The sequence below is a fragment of the Parvimonas sp. C2 genome, assembly GCF_035282405.1.
Classification (GTDB): Bacteria; Bacillota; Clostridia; order Tissierellales; family Peptoniphilaceae; genus Parvimonas.
In genome coordinates this window covers 91,206-112,437 of sequence record NZ_JAYKBP010000002.1, presented here as the reverse complement: position 1 = coordinate 112,437, position 21,232 = coordinate 91,206, and the positions used below count along the sequence as shown (strand labels likewise).

At 27.7% G+C, this 21,232-nt stretch carries 20 protein-coding genes; 15 read left to right on the top strand and 5 right to left on the bottom strand.

Annotated elements, in window-relative coordinates; genetic code table 11:
- Window positions 1-18: 18 nt before the first annotated feature.
- Together VJI95_RS03480 and ychF are read right to left on the bottom strand one after the other, a co-directional pair.
- Complete coding sequence (locus tag VJI95_RS03480; protein ID WP_324000187.1) at window positions 19-924, bottom strand: hypothetical protein; 906 nt, start codon at window positions 922-924, stop codon at window positions 19-21.
- Between the two features lie 18 nt (window positions 925-942).
- Window positions 943-2,037 carry a redox-regulated ATPase YchF gene (gene ychF, locus VJI95_RS03475; RefSeq protein ID WP_324010265.1) on the bottom strand — a complete coding sequence of 365 codons (1,095 nt, stop codon included), beginning with the start codon at window positions 2,035-2,037 and terminating at the stop codon, window positions 943-945.
- 192 nt (window positions 2,038-2,229) lie between these two features.
- On the opposite strand from ychF, the gene VJI95_RS03470 reads away from it, so the two are divergent.
- Together VJI95_RS03470 and whiA (VJI95_RS03465) are read left to right on the top strand one after the other, a co-directional pair.
- Entirely contained in the window at window positions 2,230-2,643 is a 414-nt protein-coding gene (locus tag VJI95_RS03470; RefSeq protein WP_324000185.1) for an NUDIX hydrolase, read from the top strand.
- Complete coding sequence (gene whiA / locus VJI95_RS03465; RefSeq protein WP_324000184.1) at window positions 2,643-3,566, top strand: DNA-binding protein WhiA; 924 nt, start codon at window positions 2,643-2,645, stop codon at window positions 3,564-3,566. Before VJI95_RS03470 ends, whiA (VJI95_RS03465) begins: the two co-directional genes overlap by 1 nt.
- 302 nt (window positions 3,567-3,868) lie before the next feature.
- On the opposite strand, the gene VJI95_RS03460 is transcribed toward whiA (VJI95_RS03465), so the two are convergent.
- Window positions 3,869-5,007, bottom strand: a protein-coding gene (locus tag VJI95_RS03460) for an IS3 family transposase (RefSeq protein ID WP_324010264.1) whose coding sequence is annotated in 2 segments (ribosomal slippage) — window positions 3,869-4,761 and window positions 4,761-5,007 — 1,140 coding nt in all. Because the reading frame shifts where the segments join, the coding sequence is not laid out codon by codon here.
- Window positions 5,008-5,342: 335 nt separating this feature from the next.
- Between VJI95_RS03460 and VJI95_RS03455 the strand changes: the two genes are divergently transcribed.
- Genes VJI95_RS03455 through whiA (VJI95_RS03445) form a run of 3 tightly spaced genes read left to right on the top strand, consistent with a single transcriptional unit; the run spans window position 5,343 to window position 7,419 of the window.
- Window positions 5,343-6,497, top strand: coding sequence for a hypothetical protein (locus VJI95_RS03455; protein ID WP_324010263.1), 1,155 nt, complete (start codon window positions 5,343-5,345; stop codon window positions 6,495-6,497).
- Window positions 6,487-7,164: a TipC family immunity protein gene (locus tag VJI95_RS03450; RefSeq protein ID WP_324010262.1), complete on the top strand. Its 678-nt coding sequence runs from the start codon at window positions 6,487-6,489 to the stop codon at window positions 7,162-7,164. Before VJI95_RS03455 ends, VJI95_RS03450 begins: the two co-directional genes overlap by 11 nt.
- A gap of 9 nt (window positions 7,165-7,173) precedes the next feature.
- Window positions 7,174-7,419 (top strand): DNA-binding protein WhiA, encoded by a 246-nt coding sequence (whiA, locus tag VJI95_RS03445; protein ID WP_324010548.1) that lies wholly within the window; start codon window positions 7,174-7,176, stop codon window positions 7,417-7,419.
- A gap of 94 nt (window positions 7,420-7,513) precedes the next feature.
- Here whiA (VJI95_RS03445) and VJI95_RS03440 read toward each other — a convergent pair whose 3' ends face one another.
- On the bottom strand, window positions 7,514-8,401 hold the full coding sequence (locus VJI95_RS03440; protein ID WP_324010261.1) for a linear amide C-N hydrolase: 888 nt from the start codon (window positions 8,399-8,401) through the stop codon (window positions 7,514-7,516).
- Between the two features lie 107 nt (window positions 8,402-8,508).
- On the opposite strand from VJI95_RS03440, the gene VJI95_RS03435 reads away from it, so the two are divergent.
- The 8 genes from VJI95_RS03435 (at window position 8,509) to VJI95_RS03400 (ending at window position 17,819) form a co-directional block, all read left to right on the top strand.
- Window positions 8,509-10,299, top strand: a complete 1,791-nt coding sequence (locus tag VJI95_RS03435; RefSeq protein WP_324010260.1) for an ABC transporter ATP-binding protein — start codon at window positions 8,509-8,511, stop codon at window positions 10,297-10,299.
- Entirely contained in the window at window positions 10,292-12,037 is a 1,746-nt protein-coding gene (locus VJI95_RS03430) for an ABC transporter ATP-binding protein (RefSeq protein WP_324010259.1), read from the top strand. The genes VJI95_RS03435 and VJI95_RS03430 overlap by 8 nt, the downstream gene beginning before the upstream one ends.
- Window positions 12,038-12,043: 6 nt before the next feature.
- Entirely contained in the window at window positions 12,044-12,880 is an 837-nt protein-coding gene (locus tag VJI95_RS03425; protein WP_442953986.1) for a P-loop NTPase, read from the top strand.
- A gap of 144 nt (window positions 12,881-13,024) precedes the next feature.
- A complete protein-coding gene (locus VJI95_RS03420) occupies window positions 13,025-13,951 on the top strand; it encodes a bifunctional riboflavin kinase/FAD synthetase (RefSeq protein WP_324000177.1) in 927 nt (308 codons plus the stop codon).
- Between the two features lie 9 nt (window positions 13,952-13,960).
- A complete protein-coding gene (galE, locus tag VJI95_RS03415; RefSeq protein WP_324000176.1) occupies window positions 13,961-14,977 on the top strand; it encodes a UDP-glucose 4-epimerase GalE in 1,017 nt (338 codons plus the stop codon).
- Window positions 14,978-14,990: 13 nt separating this feature from the next.
- On the top strand, window positions 14,991-16,325 hold the full coding sequence (locus VJI95_RS03410; protein WP_324010257.1) for an MATE family efflux transporter: 1,335 nt from the start codon (window positions 14,991-14,993) through the stop codon (window positions 16,323-16,325).
- Window positions 16,326-16,334: 9 nt separating this feature from the next.
- Window positions 16,335-16,877 carry a TIGR01440 family protein gene (locus VJI95_RS03405; RefSeq protein ID WP_324010256.1) on the top strand — a complete coding sequence of 181 codons (543 nt, stop codon included), beginning with the start codon at window positions 16,335-16,337 and terminating at the stop codon, window positions 16,875-16,877.
- 15 nt (window positions 16,878-16,892) lie between these two features.
- Window positions 16,893-17,819 carry an aminoglycoside phosphotransferase family protein gene (locus tag VJI95_RS03400; protein WP_324010255.1) on the top strand — a complete coding sequence of 309 codons (927 nt, stop codon included), beginning with the start codon at window positions 16,893-16,895 and terminating at the stop codon, window positions 17,817-17,819.
- 43 nt (window positions 17,820-17,862) lie between these two features.
- Here the strand turns inward: VJI95_RS03400 and guaB are convergent, their stop codons facing one another.
- Complete coding sequence (guaB, locus tag VJI95_RS03395; RefSeq protein WP_324000172.1) at window positions 17,863-19,326, bottom strand: IMP dehydrogenase; 1,464 nt, start codon at window positions 19,324-19,326, stop codon at window positions 17,863-17,865.
- A gap of 489 nt (window positions 19,327-19,815) precedes the next feature.
- Between guaB and gcvH the strand changes: the two genes are divergently transcribed.
- Complete coding sequence (gcvH, locus tag VJI95_RS03390) at window positions 19,816-20,187, top strand: glycine cleavage system protein GcvH (RefSeq protein WP_324000171.1); 372 nt, start codon at window positions 19,816-19,818, stop codon at window positions 20,185-20,187.
- Between the two features lie 69 nt (window positions 20,188-20,256).
- Complete coding sequence (locus VJI95_RS03385; RefSeq protein ID WP_324000170.1) at window positions 20,257-21,144, top strand: DMT family transporter; 888 nt, start codon at window positions 20,257-20,259, stop codon at window positions 21,142-21,144.
- Window positions 21,145-21,232: the final 88 nt, after the last annotated feature.

The window sequence follows — 21,232 nt, the reverse complement described above, 5'->3', positions numbered from 1 at the left end:
TCTAATATAAATTTTCTATTACTTCAAAAAATTATCCTCTAAAATTTGACCATTCTTTAAAGATAATAATACTTTACTATCATCATCTGGATGTAGTATATTTATCACAAGATCTGCAACAACTTGGCTTATGATATTTGATGAATATACAAAGTTTTCAGAAGCCTTTTTCCAAGTTTTTTTAGCTTCTTGGCTGTTTTTTTCTTTTAAGATATTGCTAAGACCTTCTTTTGATTCACCTTTTAGTTTAATATTTATAGCATCTTGTTCTTCGTTATATTCGACATCTCCCTCGTCCTTCATTTCTTCTTGAAAAACTTCTATAAATCTTGCTAAAAATTCTTTTTTGGTTTGTGATTTAATTTTTTTAATTTCTTTAGCTGTTAAAACTTCAGAAGAAATTTTATCTTCTCCTTCGATTTTTTCTTCATTAATATTTAATTCTTCATTTGCTTTTGTAACTACTCCATTTTTATAAATTAAAGCTACTGTATCAGGTTTTTCAGGATTTAAAAAGTATAATTGAATGTTTGGAAATACTTCATCCATCTCAGTCTTTTTGAGATGTTTTGCCATTTTTTTCAGCTCTTCATCATCATTATTATTTATTGTATTCATTACGGATTGTTTCGTTTCTCCAACCGCAAGAAGAGTTATTGCATCAACATTTATATTATAAGCTATTTCAAATTCTCCATTTGAATTCTTAGATAAAAGCTCCATAAATTTAGACAGAACTTCCTTATGAACTTCTGCCTTTATTTTTTTTATTTCTCTTTCTTTTACTTTTTGAGTAATTTCATCTTTTTGTTCTTCAGTAATTGTTGATTGAGTGCTTTCCTTTTCTTTTGTGTTATTCTCATTCTTTCCACAGCCAACAATAGTTGTTAATACCAATAACATTAGTAATAATTTTTTTCTCATTTTTAATCCCCTAAATTATTATACATTAAATCTGAAGTAAACTACATCTCCATCTTGCATAATATATTCTTTTCCTTCAAGTCTTACAAGACCTTTTTCTCTTGCTGCAACCATACTACCTAGAGAAATTAAATCATCATAATTTACAATTTCAGCTCTGATAAATCCTCTTTGAATATCTGAATGTATTTTTCCTGCGGCATTTACTGCAGTTGTTCCAATTTTAATAGTCCAAGCTCTTGTTTCTTCTGGACCTGCTGTTAAAAAGCTCATAAGACCTAAAAGATTGTAGCTTTCTTTTATTAGCTTTGAAACACCACTTTCAGATATGCCTAAATCATTTAAAAATTCAATTTGTTCATCATCTTCAAGTTCTGAAATTTCTTTTTCTATTTGAGCACTTATTACTACAATTCCTGAATTTTCTTTCTTTGCAAAATCATCTAATACTTTTACATATTCATTGCTTTTTCCTTCATCAAGCATATCATCTTCATTTACATTTGCTACATAAATAATAGGCTTTACACTAAGAAGAGAAAAGTTTTTTAAAATTGCTTTTTCACTATCGTCAAAACTTAAAGATCTAATAGATTTTCCTTCTTCTAAAACAGGTAATATTTTTTCTAAAAGGTCCACTTCCTCTTTAAAACTTTTATTTCCCTTTAGTGATTTTCTAGCTTTTTCTAATCTCTTTTCAACTAGCTCAAGATCTGATAGTATAAGTTCTAAGTTGATAGTTTCAACATCTCTTAGAGGATTAACTTCTCCGTCTACATGGACAATATTTTCATCTTCAAAACATCTTATAACTTCAACAATTGCATCAACTTCTCTAATATGAGATAAGAATTTATTTCCAAGACCTTCACCTTTACTAGCTCCTTTTACAAGACCTGCAATATCATAAAATTCTATAACTGCAGGAATTGTCTTTTTTGAATTGTAAAGTTCTGTCAATTTATTTAATCTTTCATCAGGTACATTTACAAGACCTACATTAGGGTCAATAGTACAGAAAGGGTAATTTGCTGATTCAGCTCCGGCTTTAGTAATTGCATTAAATAATGTACTTTTACCAACATTTGGTAGTCCAACTATTCCTAATTTCATTTATAATCTCCTTTAAAATTTAAAATACACAAGACATATTATATCATAATTCTTCTAATATAATCAATCATAATTTTATGGTAAAAAGTAATATGTTTTAAAGATAATTTTCCTTAAGGCTTGTAATTTGAATGTGATTTCATTTCGTGTTATAATATTAAGAAGATATGAGATACAATAAGAGGAGGGTTTATGCTAGAAGTTAGTGCTGGTGGAGTTGTTATTCATAATGGTGAATTTCTGTTGTTGAAGAAGTTTAGCAATGAATGGGTTTTGCCAAAGGGGAGACTTGAAAATAACGAAACTAAAGAGCTTGCAGCTATTAGAGAAGTTCAAGAAGAATCCGGAATAAAAGCTAAAATTATAAAGTATTTGGGATTTGTAAAATATGATTATCAACATAATGATGGCGAAAAGGTGAAAAAAACAGTTCATTATTTTTATATGGAGCCTGAAGATTTGAATTTACTTCCACAAAGAGAGGAAGGTTTTATAGAAGCAATATTTTTACCATATGATAAAGCTGTGAAATTAGTAAAGCATGATGCCGAGAGAAATATGTTAAAGAGTGCCAACTATTTTTATGAAAAGAGAAAAAGAAAATAATGGCTTTTTCAACAGATTTAAAAAATGAACTTTCAAGAAGAGAAATAGTAGAAAAAGATTCTGCTATTTCTGAGCTTTCTGCTTTTATAAGAACTAATGGAACCATAGTTTTTAGTAACTTTGCTTTTATAATTCGTTTTGAAACTACAAATAATTCAATTATAAGAAGAATTTTTAAACTCTTTAAATTTCTATATTCTTATGATGGGAAAATAATGGTTTCAAAAATTTCAAATTTAAGAAAAAACAATGTATATAAAATTGTAATAGAAGATGAAGAAATTTCAAAAATATTTTTAAAAGATACTTTTTTTTCAGACTTGGATAGTCTTTTTCCAAAAGATGACTTATATGAAGATTCAGCAAAAAGTAAAAATTTTATTAAAAACTTTTTATGCGGAATTTTTTTAGGATCAGGATCAATAGCAAATCCTGACAAGAGTTACCATCTTGAATTTACTTTAAACTCAAATGAATTGGCAAAACTTGTTATAAAATATTTGAAACTATTTGGAATAAAGGCAAAAAGCCTTGAAAAAAAAGGACAATACATTGTATATATAAAAGATAGTACAATGATTTCTGACTTTCTTTCACTTATTGGAACTGTAAATAGCTTATTTAAGTTTGAAGAAACAAAGATGATAAAAGAAATAAAAAATAATACCAACAGACTTACAAATTGTGAAACTGCAAATTTGGATAAAACTTTAAATACTGCGTTTGCACAAATAGATGCAATAAATAAAGTTTATAAAATATATGGGAAAAAGAATTTAGATAAAAATTTACTTGAACTTTGCGAGTTAAGATTAAAAAATCCAACTCTTTCATTAAAAGAGTTAGCTGAAATTTTAAAAATTAGCAAATCGGGAGTAAATCATAGATTTAAAAAAATAATTGATATGGCGAATAAAGTATAATTTATTCGCTTTTTTAGTAAGATAGATAATAATGCCTTTACATCCTATATGTGTATATAATGCTTACATTAATATTTGTTTAGGAGGACTATTTAATGAGAGATAATTTGAAGATTATTTCAAAACTTGATGTGAGCACCTAAATCCAGAAAAATATTAGTAGGTTTTTATTTGTAAAAATATGATATAATGATAGCATATAAAAATATAAGACTTGTTTTTAAATAATTGTATTAATGTAATTGCAACATAGTCAAGTAAATGGACACAATTTTACAATAAGATTTTTGGGAAAGACAGATTTAAACCTGCCTTTCCATATACAATTCTTCTATTTCATTTGGAGTGTAATCCCCAATTGCAGAGTGAGGTCGTTTTGAATTATAACGATTTATGTGCTCAAAGCAACAAAGACGTAATTCTTCTAATGTTCGAAAGGATTTTCGATTTATGCATTCTCGTTTCATATGGCGAAAGAAACTTTCACAACATGCATTATCATATGGATACCCCTTTTTGGAGAAGGATTGTACAATATTGTATGTTTCAAGGATTTGGCGAAATGCAAATGCAGTATATTCAGAGCCTTGGTCGGAGTGAAACAGCACATAATCGGGCTTACCTCTGTCGAAATAAGCCTTTTGAAGGGCTTGGATGGTTAAGTTAACATCATGATGCTTAGATAAGCTCCAACCTATGACTTTTCGTGAAAATAAATCAATCACAACACAGAGGTAGTGGAAGATACCATTTACCTTAATATAAGTGAAATCACTGACCCAAACTGAGTTTGGAGTAGCTGGATTGAACTGTTGATGTAGATGATTTACACATACTTCGTCTGTTTTTACAAAATTCTTAAATTTTGGTTTTTCTGTGGAACGCTTAGGCAGATTCATAGTGTTTATCAGTCGGTACACTCTTCCAAGGCTGATTTGAATGCCATAATCACGCTCTAAAACACGACGAATCTTGTAAGCTCCAAGAGAATTGTCATAGTCTAAGTAAATTTGCAAAATATATTGACGAATTATTTGATTTTCACAAGTTCGTGGTGCTGGATCAGAATAAAAATGTTTGTAATAAGTACTGCGATGAATTTTAAGGACTCTACAAAGTGTCTTGATTTTGTGTTGATGACGCAGCTTATGTACAGCTTCTAATCGCTGTTTGAGTGTGGCGTGAATATGGCAATCGCTTTTTTTAATATTAGGTTTTCTTCTTCGAGTTGAGCCATACGTTTTTGAAGTTCCTTAACTTGTTTTGCTGTAAGGACTTGACCATCATCTGTTTCCACAGTGGAATATTGTTTAATCCATTTTGTGAGCGCAGATTGTGATACGCCATATTCTTTGATGAGAGAAGCTTGGGTTTTACCATTGTGGTAAAGGTCTACGAGGGTTTGCTTGAAAGCATCGTCGTAACGGTTTTTTGTGGACATAAAAGATACCTCCTTTTTGTGTTCATAAATATAATACTATTATTTATTTAATGTGTCCACTTTTATAAGTAGGGTGCACAGAATATAGAGCACAAGAAATAAGACTAGAAAGGCTATTATCAAATGAAATTATACAAGGAGAATATAAATATAAAAAAGAATTCCAAGAAAGCATATATATAAATGGAGACAGAAAAAGATACTTTGAAGAATTACTATGGAAATTAAGATTATTTAATCGAAACACAGAGAATATAACAAGAGAAATAGAAGAGCTAAGTAGAGCAATAAAATCAGGGTTAAGAGCAATAAAAAACACAAGCTGTTATAATTCAATGTCAGGAGAATTTGATATAAAAGAGTTAAAAGAAGAAGAATGGCTAAGAAAACTAAATATACTAAACGAACTAAATGAAGCAAAAAAAATAGAGACTAGAGAAGAGAAGGAATACAAAGAAGTCTTAATGAAAGATTTTGGCTTTGACGAAAGAATAGCAAATTTGATACTAAAGGTAAAAAGAGCAATAGATAAAAAATTTGCACATTTAATTAAAGAGAAAAGATTTTATATATTTAATAGAATTATAGGAGAATTACACTATAACGGACTTGAATGGGACGAGACTTCAGGAAATTTAGGAAATTACTTTTATAAGGAAGAGGTAATATCAAACATATTTGAAGATACAAGATATAGAAAAATACCATACTCTTTAGAAGAGATATATAAAGAACTAGGGTTAACTAAAAAAGAGTACTCACAGTTGATATATGAATTGGGAAATCAACATAGATTTTCAGGTGAAAAGGCAAGTGATGGAAATGAAATGTTAGATAATATCAATAATAAAAGCTATGAAGGAAATAACTTTAAAGAAGAATATGCTAAATATAAGAAAGTTTATGGAGAACATTTGACTATAAAAGATTTTATAGAGAAGTGGAATAGGGATAAAGAAGCATATTACGGTGCTGGAGATTATACTCATCAAGCAATAACAATGTCAGCAGTACAGAATAAAGGCATTTTTAGACTAGCGAATGGAATGGGACTATTGTATAAGCCATTAAAATTTCATAAATATACAACTGAACTGGCAGGATGGAGAGGAGATGTTACTAATCAAGCTTTTAAAGAGCCATCAATGAATGGAGATGACTATAAAGCAGATTTAGATGCAGAAAATATTCTACATCTGTACAATAAAGATAAAAGTAGAGATTATATGAAAGTGTATAATGAATACTATAAAGGAATACGAGAAGGGACGATAAATAGAGCAAAAATGTTTAAGGAAATAGTAGGATTAGAATATGTTAGAAATGAAGTAAGAATTATATTAATAAAAAAATTTCCATTATTTTATGTTAAAGATGATGAGAGTTTAAAAAAGTATAATCCAGTAGCATATAATTTTATAAAGAACTTGGAAAATGATAATAATGAATTTATAGAATATGTAAAACAGGAGAAAAGAAATGAAAAGTAAAGTAAAAGTAACATTAGCAATAGTAGGAACAATATTTATATCATTACTTTTAGTATTTGTAATATATAAAGAAAAAAATCCAAAAGAAAAAAATATCTTTGATGAAATGTATTATGGAGAGAAAAAGGTATATAAGAGGGGTGCTAATACACCCTTTAGAAACATACCCGGAATACATCAATGGAATAGGAATAATTTTATGGTTAATCCATCTGTCAAAGAATTGAGTTATAGGAATAATACTGTATATGAAAGATATGAAGAGAATTATAAAACAAAAAAATTAGGAGAATGGCGTATAGGATTTAAATTTATTTATGATGAGAAAAGAATAAATATTGGTTTTAATAATAAAACAGTTAAAGAAAAATTAGAAATAGGGATATATTATGGATATGACGAAGAAAAAAAGATATTTTGTGAAGAAATAAATATATATGATAAGGAATTACCAAGAGGTGAAACTAGAATTATAGAAATATCAAAAGTAAAGGAGTATTTGAAAAAATATAATATATCCATAAAAGACTTAAAAGAAACAGCAGACGAATTGCTGTATGAAAAGGTAATAGGAGACTGGGAAAAATATACAAACTCAAGATTTTCAAAGGATAATTTAGGGAATGTAAAAATAGAAAGAAGTCCATTGTTTGATGGAGTGGATTAGAAAAAAGAAATAAAAAATAATACCAACAGACTTGCAAATTGTGAAACTGTAAATCTGGACAAAACTTTGAATACTGCGTTTACACAAATAGATGCAATAAATAAAGTTTGTAAAAGATATGGGAAAAAGAATTTAGATAAAAATTTACTTGAACTTTGCGAGTTAAGATCAAAAAATCCAACTCTTTCATTAAAAGAGTTAGCTGAAATCTTAAAAATAAGCAAACTGGGAGTAAATCATAGATTAAAAAAATAATTGATATGGCGAATAAGATTTGATTTTATTGTGAAACAACAAGGTTCCCGAGAACCCACCCGATGCGAAGCATCGTGGAAGGGTGGGGTTCTTATTAAATAAATTGAACTGTAGTTTTGCTATTTTCGTCTTTGAAATCGTCAAATGAAAAAGAATTTATATTTTCCAAATTTGTATATTTTAGATAATATTTTAAAGTTTTTGCGTTTGATACGGAATAATAAAGCGTTATATTTTGTGAGTCTTCTGAAAGATTTTCTATATCCTTTTTACTAATTGTAAATTTTTTTAAAGAATTAAATAAAATATTTTCGTTGCTTTCTGAAAATTCATTTGTTTTTAAATTTTCTAGCTCTATGTATGCTCTTATAAATCTTTTTGTAGGGGTATAAATATTTCCTTTTAATTCTCTTTTTTCTAAATATTTTTCTAAATTTCTTATATGCTTTGCAAAACTTGGACTGTTAGTCATTACATTATATTTATTTTCATAAACTTTTAAATTTCCGTCTTCAATTTCAAGAATTAAACTTTTATTATTCTTGTCTGTAAACATATAGTGATAATGTCTTGAATAGTTTTTTTCATCAACAAGGGATTTTTCTACAATATATATTTTTGTGGCAAGATTTTTTATATCTTCAAGCGATTCGCAATTCGTCAAAAATACATTTAAAATCTTTGTAGATGTTAAATTTATTTTGGATTCCACCGGTTCTTTTTTGAAATGTATAGCATTTCTAAAAGAATTGGTACATCCTAATAGTCCTTTTTCGTTTATTCCATCGATTAAATGGTCATAATCTTTAAAAGTTGCTCCCATTATTTTGTATTTTGTATATAATTTATTTCCAAATACATCTTCTTCATAGTTAAAATCTTTTGGGAAATACTTAAATTCATATCTATGATAAGATCTTAAATCCATAGTTCTTCCAAGCAGTGTTTCTCCATTTCTAAAAATAGAAAAAGTTGTACACATAAAATCACCTCTTAAAGTATTATAACAAAAAAACTTTATAAATCCAAATAAATTTGCCTTTTTTCCTAATTTAGATTAAAATATATGTAGGTATTTTATGAGGTGGTATGTTGAAAGAAATTAGACTTTTTTGGAAGATTTTAAAGAACAATAGACTGACTTATTTTCTTTCTATGATTTCTACAATTTTTATACAAATTTTTTCCGGACTTACACCTATTGTAATTATGATTACAGTAGATTCAATAATTGGGAATAAGGAGTATAAATACGATATTTTAGAGAAAGCTGTAAATCTTATAGGTGGTAGAGATTTTCTTAGAGAAAATATATACATATTAGCTTTTGTAATTGTTATTTTAACAGGTATTAGTTGTATTTTTATCTTTTTAAGAAATTATTATTCTAATGTTGCCTGTGAAAATTTGATATATAATTTAAAAGAAAAGATGTATTATAAATTTTTAAATTTAGATATGAGATGCTTGAATGATTATTCTACAGGAGATTTAATCCAAAGAAGTTCTTCGGATATTGAGACTGTAAGAAAACTCTTTTCAGCACAACTAGTGAATGCTTTTGGTTCCATTGCAACAATAGCTTTGGTTATAGTTGTTATGTCCTTAATAAATTTAAAGCTTGCTACAATAAGCATAGTTCTGTGTATTGTAATTGCCATTTTGTCATCTGTTTTTTATAAGAAAATAGGTGAAATTTTTAAAAAGACTGATGAAGCAGAAAGCGAACTTATGGTATTTATAAAAGAAGCTCTTTTTAATATAAGGGTTATAAAGGCTTTTAATAGAGAAGATTATATTTTAAAACTTTTTAGAGAAAAAAATGAAGAATTTAATATAACTCAAAATAATTTTATGAAGACTTTTGCGAGATTTAGAGCTGTCAATGACTTTTTAACTTTCCTACAACTTGCAATTATTTTAGTAGTTGGAGGATATGAAACTATTACAGGACGAATGAATTTCGGAGATTTAATTGCTTTTGTTATCTATATTAATATGATTATTTGGCCAATTAGACAAATGGGACAATTACTTAGTGATATGGCAAGGGCAAGTGTTTCAATATCAAGAATTTATGAAGTCTTAGATTTGCCAGAAGAAGATTATGATTATGGAATAAGAGATGTTTCTTTTTCTGAAAAGATTGAATTTAAAAATGTCAGTTTAAAAATAAATGATAATACTGTTTTGGATAATATTAGTTTTGTTCTAAATTCAGGAGAAAGTCTAGGAATTATAGGTTCTACTGGAAGCGGTAAAAGCATGATAGTCTATCTATTACTTGGATTTTTTGAAGCAACAAGTGGAGAAATTTTAATTGACGATATTAATATAAAAGAGATAAATAAAAGATATATTAGAGAAAAGATTTCTGCAATTATGCAAGATAGTGAACTCTTTAATATGTCAATTTTTGAGAATGTAAAAATTGTAAATAATGATATTGATGAAAATAGTGTTTTTGATGTTACTAAAATTTCATCAATTCATAGTGAAATTATGAATTTTTCTTCTAAGTATGAAACAATAGTAGTTGATAATGGTGTAAATCTTTCAGGAGGGCAAAAACAAAGAATTTCTATTGCTAGAAGTTTGTTAAAACCTTTTGAAGTATTGATTTTGGATGACAGCTTAAGTGCTGTTGATATGAATACGGATTTAAAGATAAATAATGCACTAAAATCTATGGATAGAAAATTTACTTCTATTCTAATTTCTCATAGAATTTCAACTATAACTAATTGTGATAATATAATTGTGATGGACGGTGGAAGAATAGTTGAAAGTGGAAAACATAATGAATTGATTAAGAAAAATGGAATGTATAGTAAAATTAACGAAATTCAAAGTAAGGAATATGATGTAAGCAATGAATAAAAAGAAAGTTGTAAACATAAATGTTTTTAGAGATTTAATAAAATTTTATAAAATTGAATACAAAAAACTTTATATGCTAATGTTTGTAGTTTTGATTTCTGGAATTTTACAAGCTGTTGTCCCTTTATCTATAAAATTATTAACTGATGATTTTATAACAAAGCAAAATTTAAAAGGTTTCATTTTTGCAGGCATTGGATTTTTCACGCTTGTTATAATATCAACTCTTGCAATTTACAGTTTCTATGTTTTTGGTGGAAAGCTTGAATATCAAGTTTCAAAAGAAATAAGAAAATCTGTTTTTGAAAAAATTGAGAAATTCTCTTTGACAAATATGAAAAAGTATGAAACTGGAGAGTTGATTTCCAGACTGACTTCTGATGTTCAAAAACTTAGTGAAGTTTTTAGCTGGGGAGTCATAGATGCTTGCCATAGTATAATCGTCTTGTTAATTTCTATTTTTGTTATGCTTTATTTAAGTTACACATTGACTTTGATGTTGTTTTTGATTTTACCTGCAATTTACATTGTAACTTTAATTTTTCAAAAAAATATTTTGAAATTTCAAAGAAAGGTAAGAGATTATAACTCTAAAATTATAAGAAGTTATACGGAGTCATTAAGTTATATAAAGACAATTAAAGCACTTGGAATTGAAGAAAAAAAGAAAAAAGAATTTAAAGTTTTTAATGAAAGATATAGGAAATACAATTTAAGATCAATACTTATTTCAGCTATTTTTGTACCTGCAGTTATGTTTGTTGCAAGTATTGGTGTCGGTTTTGCTTTTAATTTTTCATCAATTTCAGTTATGAAAAATGTTATGACCTATGGAGCCTTTTTGAGTTTTTTAACTTATAGTTTTCAAATTTTTGAACCATTTAAAATGCTTGCTCAAATTTTTACTGACTTAAAATCTGCACAAGCATCTGCAGAGAGAGTTTTTCAAATTTTATATGAAGAAGATGAAATTCTTGAAGAAAGAGATAATAACTTGAATTTTGAAGGAAATATAAAATTTGAAAATGTAAGTTTTCATTATTTTGATGATGATAAATTAATTTTAAAAGATTTTAATTTTGAAATAAAAAAAGGAGAAAGTGTTGCTTTTATTGGTAGTACTGGAAGTGGAAAATCTACAATAGTTAATTTGATTTGTAAATTTTACAATCCTACTTCTGGAAATATTTATCTTGATGGAATAAATTACAAAAATATTGATAAAACTAATTTATATAATAATTTAGGATATGTATTACAACAACCACAACTTTTCTCTATTTCTATTAAAGAAAATATAAAATTTGGGAATGAAAATGCAACTGATGAAGAAATTTTAGAAGTTTGTAGTTTGTTGGGAATAGATGATTTTGTTTTTAAATTACCTGATGGGATAGATACGGTCATTGGAGAAAATGGGTATAATATATCAAACGGTCAAAAACAATTAATTTCTTTTGCAAGAGCTTTGATAAAAAATCCAAAATTATTAATATTGGATGAAGCGACTTCTTCAATAGATACTGAAACTGAAAAAATCATTCAAAATAAGATGAAGGATATTTTAGAAGGAAAGACATCTATTATTGTTGCACATAGATTATCAACGATTAAGCATTGTGACAAAATTGTTTTAATTGAAAATGGAAATATTCTTGAACAAGGAACACATTTTGAATTGTTAGCTAAAAAAGGAATTTACTATAAAATGTATATTTCTGAAGAATTAAAAATATAGGGGGAAATTATGAGTAATTGTAGTTCAGGTGGTTGCTCTGGATGTGCTAGTGCATCTAGCTGTGGAGTATCAGAAGAGTTTGAAAGTCTATTGGTTGAACAAAATCAATTTAGTGATATAAAAAAAGTTATTGGTGTTATAAGTGGTAAAGGTGGAGTTGGGAAATCTTTAGTAACTTCTATGCTTGCTACGGGAATGATGAAAAGAGGAAAGGAAATAGGTATTTTAGATGCTGATATTACAGGACCTTCTATTCCTAAGTCCTTTGGAATTGATAGAAAAGCTCAAATCGATGAAAGAGGAATTATTCCTTGTAGAACTGAAAATGGAATTAAAATAATGAGTATAAATTTATTGATCGAAAAAGAAACTGATCCGGTTATTTGGAGAGGTCCAGTTATAGGTGGAGTAATAAAACAATTTTGGACAGATGTGGTATGGGAAAATGTGGATTATATGTTTGTTGATATGCCACCGGGAACAGGCGATGTTCCTCTAACAGTTTTCCAATCATTACCTGTAGATGGAATTATAATTGTAACATCTCCTCAAGATTTGGTTTCTATGATTGTTGAAAAAGCAGTTAAGATGGCAAGAATGATGAATATTCCAATTATTGGAATAGTTGAAAATATGAGTTATTTTAAATGTCCTTGCTGTAATGAAGAAGTAAATATATTTGGCGAAAGTGATTTACCTTACATATCAAGAAAATTTGGACTTACAAATGTTGCAAAAATTCCTCTTGATAAAAAAATACCTGAAATGGTGGATGAAGGTGAAGCAGAAAAATTAGATACTGATTGTTTAACAGATATACTAGATGCAATAGAAAAATTATAGAGAGAACGCGTTAAAAACAAACGCGTTTTTTATGTAGTAAATAAGACTTTTTATAGATTTAAATGGTTCGCGATTTGTAAAATTGAAATTAAGCTATTTTTGTTGTATAATTATTGTAAAATATGGATTAAATAAGAGGTTTTTATGGAGCATTTTAAATTGAATTTGGAAAGTAATTTTAAATTTGATGACATTGTTATAGCTCTAGGAAATTTTGACGGCTTTCATAAAGGCCATCAAAAATTGATTTCTGAATTAAATAATGTAAAATTAAAAAAAGGTTATAAGAGTGCAGTTTTTCTTTTTGAAAATCATACTAAGGATTTAATTTTTCATCAAAATACAAGTAGGATGATGTCTTTTGCGGATAAATTAATAAAACTTGAGGATTTTAAAATAGATTATGTTTTTAGTATTGAATTTTCTGAAAAAATTAAAAATTTTTCTCCAAAAGAATTTTTAGATTTTTTAACTATTAATCTAAATATAAAACATATTGTGGTTGGAAAAGATTATAGATTTTCAAAAAATCGTGAAGGGAATACAGATTTTATAAAGTCATATATGAAAGAAAATGGTTTCTCTTGTACCATTGTTGATAAATTAAGCTATAATAATATTGAAATTAGTAGTACTAAAATTATCGAATACATAAAATCAGGAAAAATTGAATTGGCAAATGATTTGTTGGGAGATGATTTTTCAATTAAGGGAAAAGTAATTCATGGTTTTCAAAGAGGTAGAAATCTCGGTTATCCTACGGCAAACTTGGAGATTTCTTTTAATTATGTTATGGTAAAAGAGGGAGTTTATTTTACAAAAACCATAGTATATGGTAGAGAATATTTCAGTTTTTCAAGTGTTGGGCATAATCCAACTTTTGATAATAAAAAATCCACGATAGAATCTCATATATTTGATTTTCACGAAGATATTTATGGAAAAGATATTGAACTTTGCTTTTTGGAAAGGCTTAGGGATAACATAAAATTTAATTCTGTTGAGGAACTTATAGAACAGTTAAAAAAAGATGAAATTAGATGTAGAGAATTAATAAAAAATATAAAATAGGAGATAAAGATGAAACAAATTTTAGTTACCGGAGGAGCAGGATATATTGGCTCTCATACTTGTATAGAACTTTTAAATGAAGGATATGATGTAGTAATAATTGATAATTTTTACAACTCTAGTGAAAAAGTTTTAAAAATAATTGAAGAGCTTAGTGGTAAAAAATTCAAATTTTACAAAGGCGATGTTAGAGATAAAGAAATACTTAGGAAGATTTTTTCAGAAAATGATATTTATGGTGTAATCCATTTTGCAGGGCTTAAAGCTGTTGGCGAATCAGTTGAAAAACCTATAGAATATTATGATAATAATATTAACGGAAGCATAAAACTTATAGAAGTTATGAGAGAATTTAATGTAAAAAATTTAATTTTCAGCTCTTCTGCTACTGTTTATGGAAAGCCGAAGTCAGTTCCTATAAAAGAAGATTTTTCACTTTCTGTAACAAATCCTTATGGAAGAACCAAATTGTTTTTAGAAGAAATTTTTACAGATTTATATATTTCCGATAATGAGTGGAATATTGTTCTTCTTAGATATTTTAACCCGATTGGAGCTCATAAGAGTGGTAGAATAGGTGAAAACCCTAATGGAATTCCTAATAATTTAATACCATATATAACTCAAGTTGCAGTTGGTAAATTGGACTATGTTAGAGTTTTTGGAGATGACTATGAAACAAAAGACGGAACAGGTGTAAGAGATTATATTCATGTTTTGGATTTAGCTTTAGGTCATATAAAGGCAATTAAAAAATTTGAAGACAGTAAAGCTGTTAGAATTTATAATCTTGGAACAGGTGAAGGTTATAGTGTTTTTGATATGATTAAAAATTTTGAAGAAGTTACAGGTAAAAAGATAAAATATGTAGTTACTCCAAGAAGAAGTGGAGATATTGCAGAATGTTATGCTGATTCTACTAAGGCAAAGGAAGAACTTGGTTGGAAAGCTAAATATGGAATAAGAGAAATGTGTGAAGACAGTTGGAGATGGCAATTAAATAATCCAAATGGATATGAGGATTAAAGAGGTTTAAAAAATGGACACGAAGAGTATTTACTACGAAAATAATATAGTTAAGGCAATATTACATTTTGCAATACCGGGAATTTTAAGTATTCTTATTGCGGAATTATATAATATGGTTGATACATTTTTCGTTGGTAGATATGTAGGAGCCGATTCAATCGGAGCTTTAAGTGTAGTTTTTCCTCTACAAAGACTTGTTATTGCAATTTCTGTTTGTCTTGGAATCGGAGTTTCAAATTTAATTTCCAGAAGACTTGGGGAAAAAAGAAATAAAGATATAACAAAATATACAACAGCTGTAAATGGACTAACTTTACTTATAATATTTGCAGTTACAATTATATCAATTCTGTTTGTTGAGGATATTTGTATGTTTTTAGGAGCTAGAAATGATATACTTATATATTCTATAAAATATTTACGGATAGTTATGTTTGGTAGCATATTTTTAGCTTTTACAACGGTTTTTGGTTATATGAACATAGCTTATGGAAATATGAAAGTCATGTTAATTGCTTCAAGTATCGGAGCCTTAATAAATATAATTGTCGATTATATTTTGATTAAAAACTTTAATATGGCTGTTGAAGGAGCTGCGATTGCCACTATTTCAAGTCAATTTATATCTTTTTTATTTTCACTTGTTTTTGTAAAAAAATTACAGAAAGAAAATAATTTTTCTTTAATTCCAAGACTTGACTCGAAAATTTCATTTAATATTTTAGCAATAGGTTTTTCTTCATTCATAATAGAATTTTCAGATGCTATTTTAATTAGTGTCCTTAATCATTTACTTTTACCCATTGGTGGTAATGATGCAATTATTTTGGTAGGAGTAATTACAAAGGTTTCTATGTTTATGTTTGTTGCAATAATAGGGGTAAGCAGTTCAATTCAACCACTCATCTCTTATAATTATGGAGCAAAAAATTTTGTTAAAATCAAGAAAATTTTAAAAACAGGATTTGTTTTTGTGTTTTCACTATCTACTCTTATATGGATATTTATGAATTATAAGGTTAAACTTATTATAGGTCTGTTTTTAAAAGACGAAAGACTTTTACAAATGGCGACAAATAGTTTTAAATATGTGATTTTAGTTTTTCCAATTTTAAGTTTTTATTACATTTGTATATACTTTTTTCAATCAGTCGGCAAGGAAAAATACAATTTTTTCTTATCAATTTATAGAGAAACACTTCTATATATTCCGATAGTTATAATTATGGTAGGAAGATTTGGTGTTTTAGGAGCATGGATTAGTTATCCGATAGTTGACTTTATTTCTGCTGTAACAGGATTTATCCTGCTTTTAAAAACCGTTAAAAAGATTAGTACTTTTTAGGAGGTTATTATGAATTTAGGTAAAATTAGAAAAGATTTAGAAATTTGTATGGATGAACTTATCGAAAAAGCTAAATTTGAAGAAGGAGACATTTTTGTTTTAGGTTGTAGCACAAGTGAGGTAAAAGGAAAACATATAGGAAAAGATACTGATATTGAAGTAGGAGAGCTAATTGTTGAAACTATAAAAGAAAAGTTAGATAAAATTAAAGTAAATTTTGCTGTTCAATGTTGTGAACATTTGAATAGAGCTTTGGTTATAGAAAAGGAAGTTGCAGTAAAAAATAATTTTGAGATAGTAAGTGTAGTACCACAAAAAAATGCGGGTGGTGGAGTTGCTACTTCTGCATATAAATTATTTAAAAATCCTGTAGTTGTTGAAAAAATAGTTGCAAAAGCAGGGCTTGACATTGGGGATACATCTATCGGAATGCATGTTAAATTTGTTCAGGTACCGGTAAGATTATCAATAAAAGAAATAGGAAATGCGCATTTAACTGCATTAACTTCAAGACCGAAATTGATTGGAGGAAGTAGGGCAGTTTATCAATAGTTAATTGGAGAATATATGTTTGAATTTTTAAAAGATATAAAAGAATTGGAAGACGTAGAGAGTGTCAAAAAGATAAATAAGGGATATTCTAAAGATGAAAAGTTTAAGATAAAATTGAAAAATAAAGATGAGTATTTGCTTTTAAGATTATCTGATATTTCCCTTTATGAACAAAAAAAGGAAGAATATGAAGTTATTTCAAAATTTTCTAAACTAGGCTTTGAAATGTCAAAGCCTATTAGTTTTGGAATATGTAATGATGAAAAGAATGTGTATATACTCTTATCTTGGATTGACGGAGTTGATTTAAGTGATGCACTTTCAAAACTTTCAAAAGAAGAACAATATTTACTTGGAAGAAAAGCAGGGAAAATTCTAAAAGCTATTCACAGTCTAAAAGTTGAGGACAAAAATTTTGAAGACAAGCTTAAAATAAAATTGTTGGATAAAATAGAAAAATATGAATCATCTGATGTGAGAGTTGAAAATGACGATAATTTTATTGAATATGTTAAAAGGAATGTAGATAAAGTTTGTGGAAATTATTCTTATTTACATGGAGACTTTCATCCTTCAAATTTAATTCTAATGAAAAATAATGAGATAGGAGTTATAGATTTTAATCGTTGGGAAATATCTAATTCTTATGAGGAATTTTATAAATTGGAAAGTTTCGGGATAGAGTTTAGTATTCCATACTGTGTCGGACAGATTGACTCATATTTTGAAGATGATGTTCCGAATGAATTTTGGGAAATTCAAGCAATTTATGTTGCTTGTTATACCTTGTATTCAATTAAATGGGCTGAAAAATTTGGAGAAAAAGAAATTCTTGGAATGAAAAGAAGATTTTATAAGACTTTTGAAAATTATGAAAATTTTAAAACAATTATACCTAAATGGTATGCTGATTATCACAACAACAAAGGCTATTCGCTTTAAAACGAATAGCCTTTTTCTATATTATTGTGAAACTCCAAGGTTCCTATTTAGAATAGTTTGGAGCTTCTTTAATTATTTGAACATCATGTGGGTGAGATTCAATAAGTCCTGCACCCGTCATTCTAACAAATTGTGCAGTATCTCTTAAAGTTTCTAAGTCTTTTGCACCTGTATATCCCATACCGGCTCTAATTCCACCAACGATTTGGTAAATTGCATCTGATAAAGTTCCCTTATAAGGAATTCTTCCTTCAATGCCCTCTGGAACAAGTTTTTTACCTTCTTCTTGGAAGTATCTATCTTTTGAACCTTTTTCCATTGCTGCAAGAGAACCCATACCTCTGTATGTTTTAAACCTTCTTCCTTGGTAAATTTCAAATTCTCCTGGAGATTCATCAGTACCTGCAAGCATTGAACCTAACATTACAACATTTCCACCTGCAGCAAGGGCTTTAACAACATCTCCTGAATATTTTAATCCACCGTCTGCAATAATTGTTTTTCCCATTTCTCTTGCAACAGTAGCACAATCATAAACTGCAGTAATTTGTGGAACCCCTACACCTGCAACAACTCTTGTTGTACAGATTGATCCAGGACCTACACCAACTTTAACAACATCTGCACCTGCTTCAAAAAGCGTTCTAGTTGCTTCTGCAGTTACAACATTTCCTGCTATAATATCAAGATTTGGATATTTTGCTCTAATTTCTTTAACTTTTTTTACAACTCCCATAGAATGACCATGAGCAGTATCTATAACTAAAGCATCAACACCTGCATTTACAAGAGCTTCTACTCTTTCAAAAGTATCTGCACCCGTTCCCACTGAAGCTGCAACAAGAAGTCTTCCTTGATCATCCTTTGCTGAATTTGGGTATTTAACAACTTTTTCTATATCCTTAATAGTTATTAAGCCTGTTAAAATTCCTTTTTCATTTACAAGAGGTAATTTTTCTATTTTATGATTTCTTAAAATTTTCGTAGCATCATCTAAAGTAGTATGAGAAGGAGCTGTCACTAAATTTTCTTTTGTCATCACAGAATCAATTTTAACTGAATAATCTTCTAAAAACCTTAAATCTCTATTAGTCAAAATTCCAACTAATTTTTTTTCTTCCATTGAATTTACAATAGGAACACCGGAAATTCTATATTTTCTCATCAAATCTTCAGCTTCTTGAACTTTATGTTCCGGAGTTAAGAAAAACGGGTCATTTATAACTCCACTTTCTGAACGTTTAACTTTTCTAACTTCTTCAGCTTGAAGTTCAATCGGCATATTTTTATGTATTACGCCAAGTCCACCTTCTCTTGCCATTGCAATAGCCATCTTATGTTCTGTTACAGTATCCATTGCAGCTGAAATAATAGGAATATTTAGTTTGATTTTCTTTGTAAGCTGTGATGTTAAATTTACATCCTTTGGTAGAACTTCACTCTTTGCCGGAATTAAAAGTACATCATCAAATGTTAAGCCTTCTTTTTGGAATTTTGTTTCCCACATAATATTTTCTCCTCCTAAATTAAATTATTTACTTTAAACATATTTTTAAAAAAACTTAATTATTATCACAATAAAGTTTATCAAAAAATATATTAACATATATTATACAACAATTTCTAAAAAAATCAATTAAAAATATTAAAAAATAAAAGATTTCACAAAAACTTTTTTAAAAATATTCCTGTGCTTTAAAAATGTAAAAATATATAGCTCAAATTCATGTTAAAAATTCATACTATTTTTTTCTCTGCTATGCTTCATTTGATGTGAAATATAGTGAAAAAATACTTTTAAATATAAAAATTTAATAAATTTTGATTTTTTTTTGAATAAATTTCAAAAAAAAGCTAAAAAATTAATAAAAGGTATTGAAATTTTTTTAAAACTACACTATAATTTAAGTATACTATAATATTATAGTATATATCCAATGGAACAGTACATAATTGGATGTGTTGTTATAGTAAAAATTTTAGGAGGTATATTAGAATGAGAGTAGAAAAAGGATTACTTTATACTGAAGATCATGATTGGGTAAAAGTTGAAGGAAATGTAGTAACAGTTGGACTAGCTGATTATGCACAAGATCACTTAGGAGACATTGTTTATGTTGAACTTCCAGAAGTTGATGATGAAGTTGAAGCAGGTGATTCTTTAGCATCTGTTGAATCTGTAAAGGCTGCAAGTGATATTAATGCTCCTGTTTCAGGAAAAGTTATTGAAGTAAATGAATTATTAGACGATGAGCCAGGTGAAATTAACAAAGATTGTTATGCTGCATGGGTTTGCAAAATTGAAATGACTAATCCAGCTGAATTAGAAAAATTAACTAATGACGCTGATTATGAAGCATCATTATAATAATTTCTTAAAATTATTTTTTAATAAATGCCACTTGTGTGGCATTTATTTTTTTGATAAGGAGGTTTTATGGTAGATAATTCCAGAAATAAAAATTTAAAATTAGGTATTATTTTTATGATTATTTCTACACTTGGTTTTAGTTTTATGCAGATTTTCGTAAAGCTAACATCAGGTAAATTTACACTTATGCAACAAGTTTTTATGAGAAATTTTGTAATGTTAATTATTTGTGCTACATATATAATGATGAGGGGTAGCAGTTTTTTCGGAGAAAAAAGAAATAGAAAATTACTTCTTATGAGATCTACTTTTGGATATATGGGAGTAATTTTTAATTTTTATGCTATAAATCATATGGTTGTTGCAGATGCAGGTATATTACAAAGAACTAGCCCGATTTTTGTGGTTTTAATTGCCTGTTTTTTATTTAAAGAAAAATTTACTTTAGAAAGATTTTTAACTTTAACATTTTCTTTTATTGGAGCCATTTTTGTAGTAAGACCACAATTTAATTCCAGATTATTTCCTGCAATGGTTGCGATGAGTTCTGCACTTAGTGCATCTATAGCTTATATGTGTGTATCAAAAATAGGGAAAACTGAAAAAACGGAGACTATAATTTTTTTATTTTCGTTATTTTCAACTATTTGTAGTTTTCCTTTTATTTTTAATAATTTAAGTATTCCTGATTTGAAGATGTTTATATATTTAATTTTAATTGGGGTTGCATCAGCAGTGGGACAGTTCGGGTTGACTATTAGTTATCAATATGCAAATGCTTCTGATGTAAGTATATTTAATTATTTAGGAATTGTATTTGTTGTTATTTTAGGAAAAGTAATACTTAATGAGTCGGTAAGTATGTATAGTTTAATTGGAATTGCACTCATTTTTTCCATGTCATTGATGTCATATATAGTAAATTCACGAAAGAATATAGAGAAAAAACTATAAAAAATAGCAAATATTACATTTTTTTAATATTTTTTAGTTTTTTCGTGGGAAAACAGGTCATTTTTTGTAACCATTCTGTAACCTTTGA

Excerpts from the sequence above, each read along its gene's own strand:
- VJI95_RS03430 (WP_324010259.1), top strand. The coding sequence starts at position 10,292 with ATGAATAAAAAGAAAGTTGTAAACATAAATGTTTTTAGAGATTTAATA.
- guaB (WP_324000172.1), bottom strand. The coding sequence starts at position 19,326 with ATGTGGGAAACAAAATTCCAAAAAGAAGGCTTAACATTTGATGATGTA.
- VJI95_RS03450 (WP_324010262.1), top strand. The coding sequence starts at position 6,487 with ATGAAAAGTAAAGTAAAAGTAACATTAGCAATAGTAGGAACAATATTT.
- VJI95_RS03405 (WP_324010256.1), top strand. The coding sequence starts at position 16,335 with ATGAATTTAGGTAAAATTAGAAAAGATTTAGAAATTTGTATGGATGAA.
- ychF (WP_324010265.1), bottom strand. The coding sequence starts at position 2,037 with ATGAAATTAGGAATAGTTGGACTACCAAATGTTGGTAAAAGTACATTA.
- VJI95_RS03470 (WP_324000185.1), top strand. The coding sequence starts at position 2,230 with ATGCTAGAAGTTAGTGCTGGTGGAGTTGTTATTCATAATGGTGAATTT.
- VJI95_RS03400 (WP_324010255.1), top strand. The coding sequence starts at position 16,893 with ATGTTTGAATTTTTAAAAGATATAAAAGAATTGGAAGACGTAGAGAGT.
- whiA (WP_324000184.1), top strand. The coding sequence starts at position 2,643 with ATGGCTTTTTCAACAGATTTAAAAAATGAACTTTCAAGAAGAGAAATA.
- VJI95_RS03455 (WP_324010263.1), top strand. The coding sequence starts at position 5,343 with ATGTCAGGAGAATTTGATATAAAAGAGTTAAAAGAAGAAGAATGGCTA.
- galE (WP_324000176.1), top strand. The coding sequence starts at position 13,961 with ATGAAACAAATTTTAGTTACCGGAGGAGCAGGATATATTGGCTCTCAT.
- VJI95_RS03435 (WP_324010260.1), top strand. The coding sequence starts at position 8,509 with ATGTTGAAAGAAATTAGACTTTTTTGGAAGATTTTAAAGAACAATAGA.
- VJI95_RS03440 (WP_324010261.1), bottom strand. The coding sequence starts at position 8,401 with ATGTGTACAACTTTTTCTATTTTTAGAAATGGAGAAACACTGCTTGGA.
- VJI95_RS03480 (WP_324000187.1), bottom strand. The coding sequence starts at position 924 with ATGAGAAAAAAATTATTACTAATGTTATTGGTATTAACAACTATTGTT.
- VJI95_RS03420 (WP_324000177.1), top strand. The coding sequence starts at position 13,025 with ATGGAGCATTTTAAATTGAATTTGGAAAGTAATTTTAAATTTGATGAC.
- VJI95_RS03410 (WP_324010257.1), top strand. The coding sequence starts at position 14,991 with ATGGACACGAAGAGTATTTACTACGAAAATAATATAGTTAAGGCAATA.
- VJI95_RS03385 (WP_324000170.1), top strand. The coding sequence starts at position 20,257 with ATGGTAGATAATTCCAGAAATAAAAATTTAAAATTAGGTATTATTTTT.
- gcvH (WP_324000171.1), top strand. The coding sequence starts at position 19,816 with ATGAGAGTAGAAAAAGGATTACTTTATACTGAAGATCATGATTGGGTA.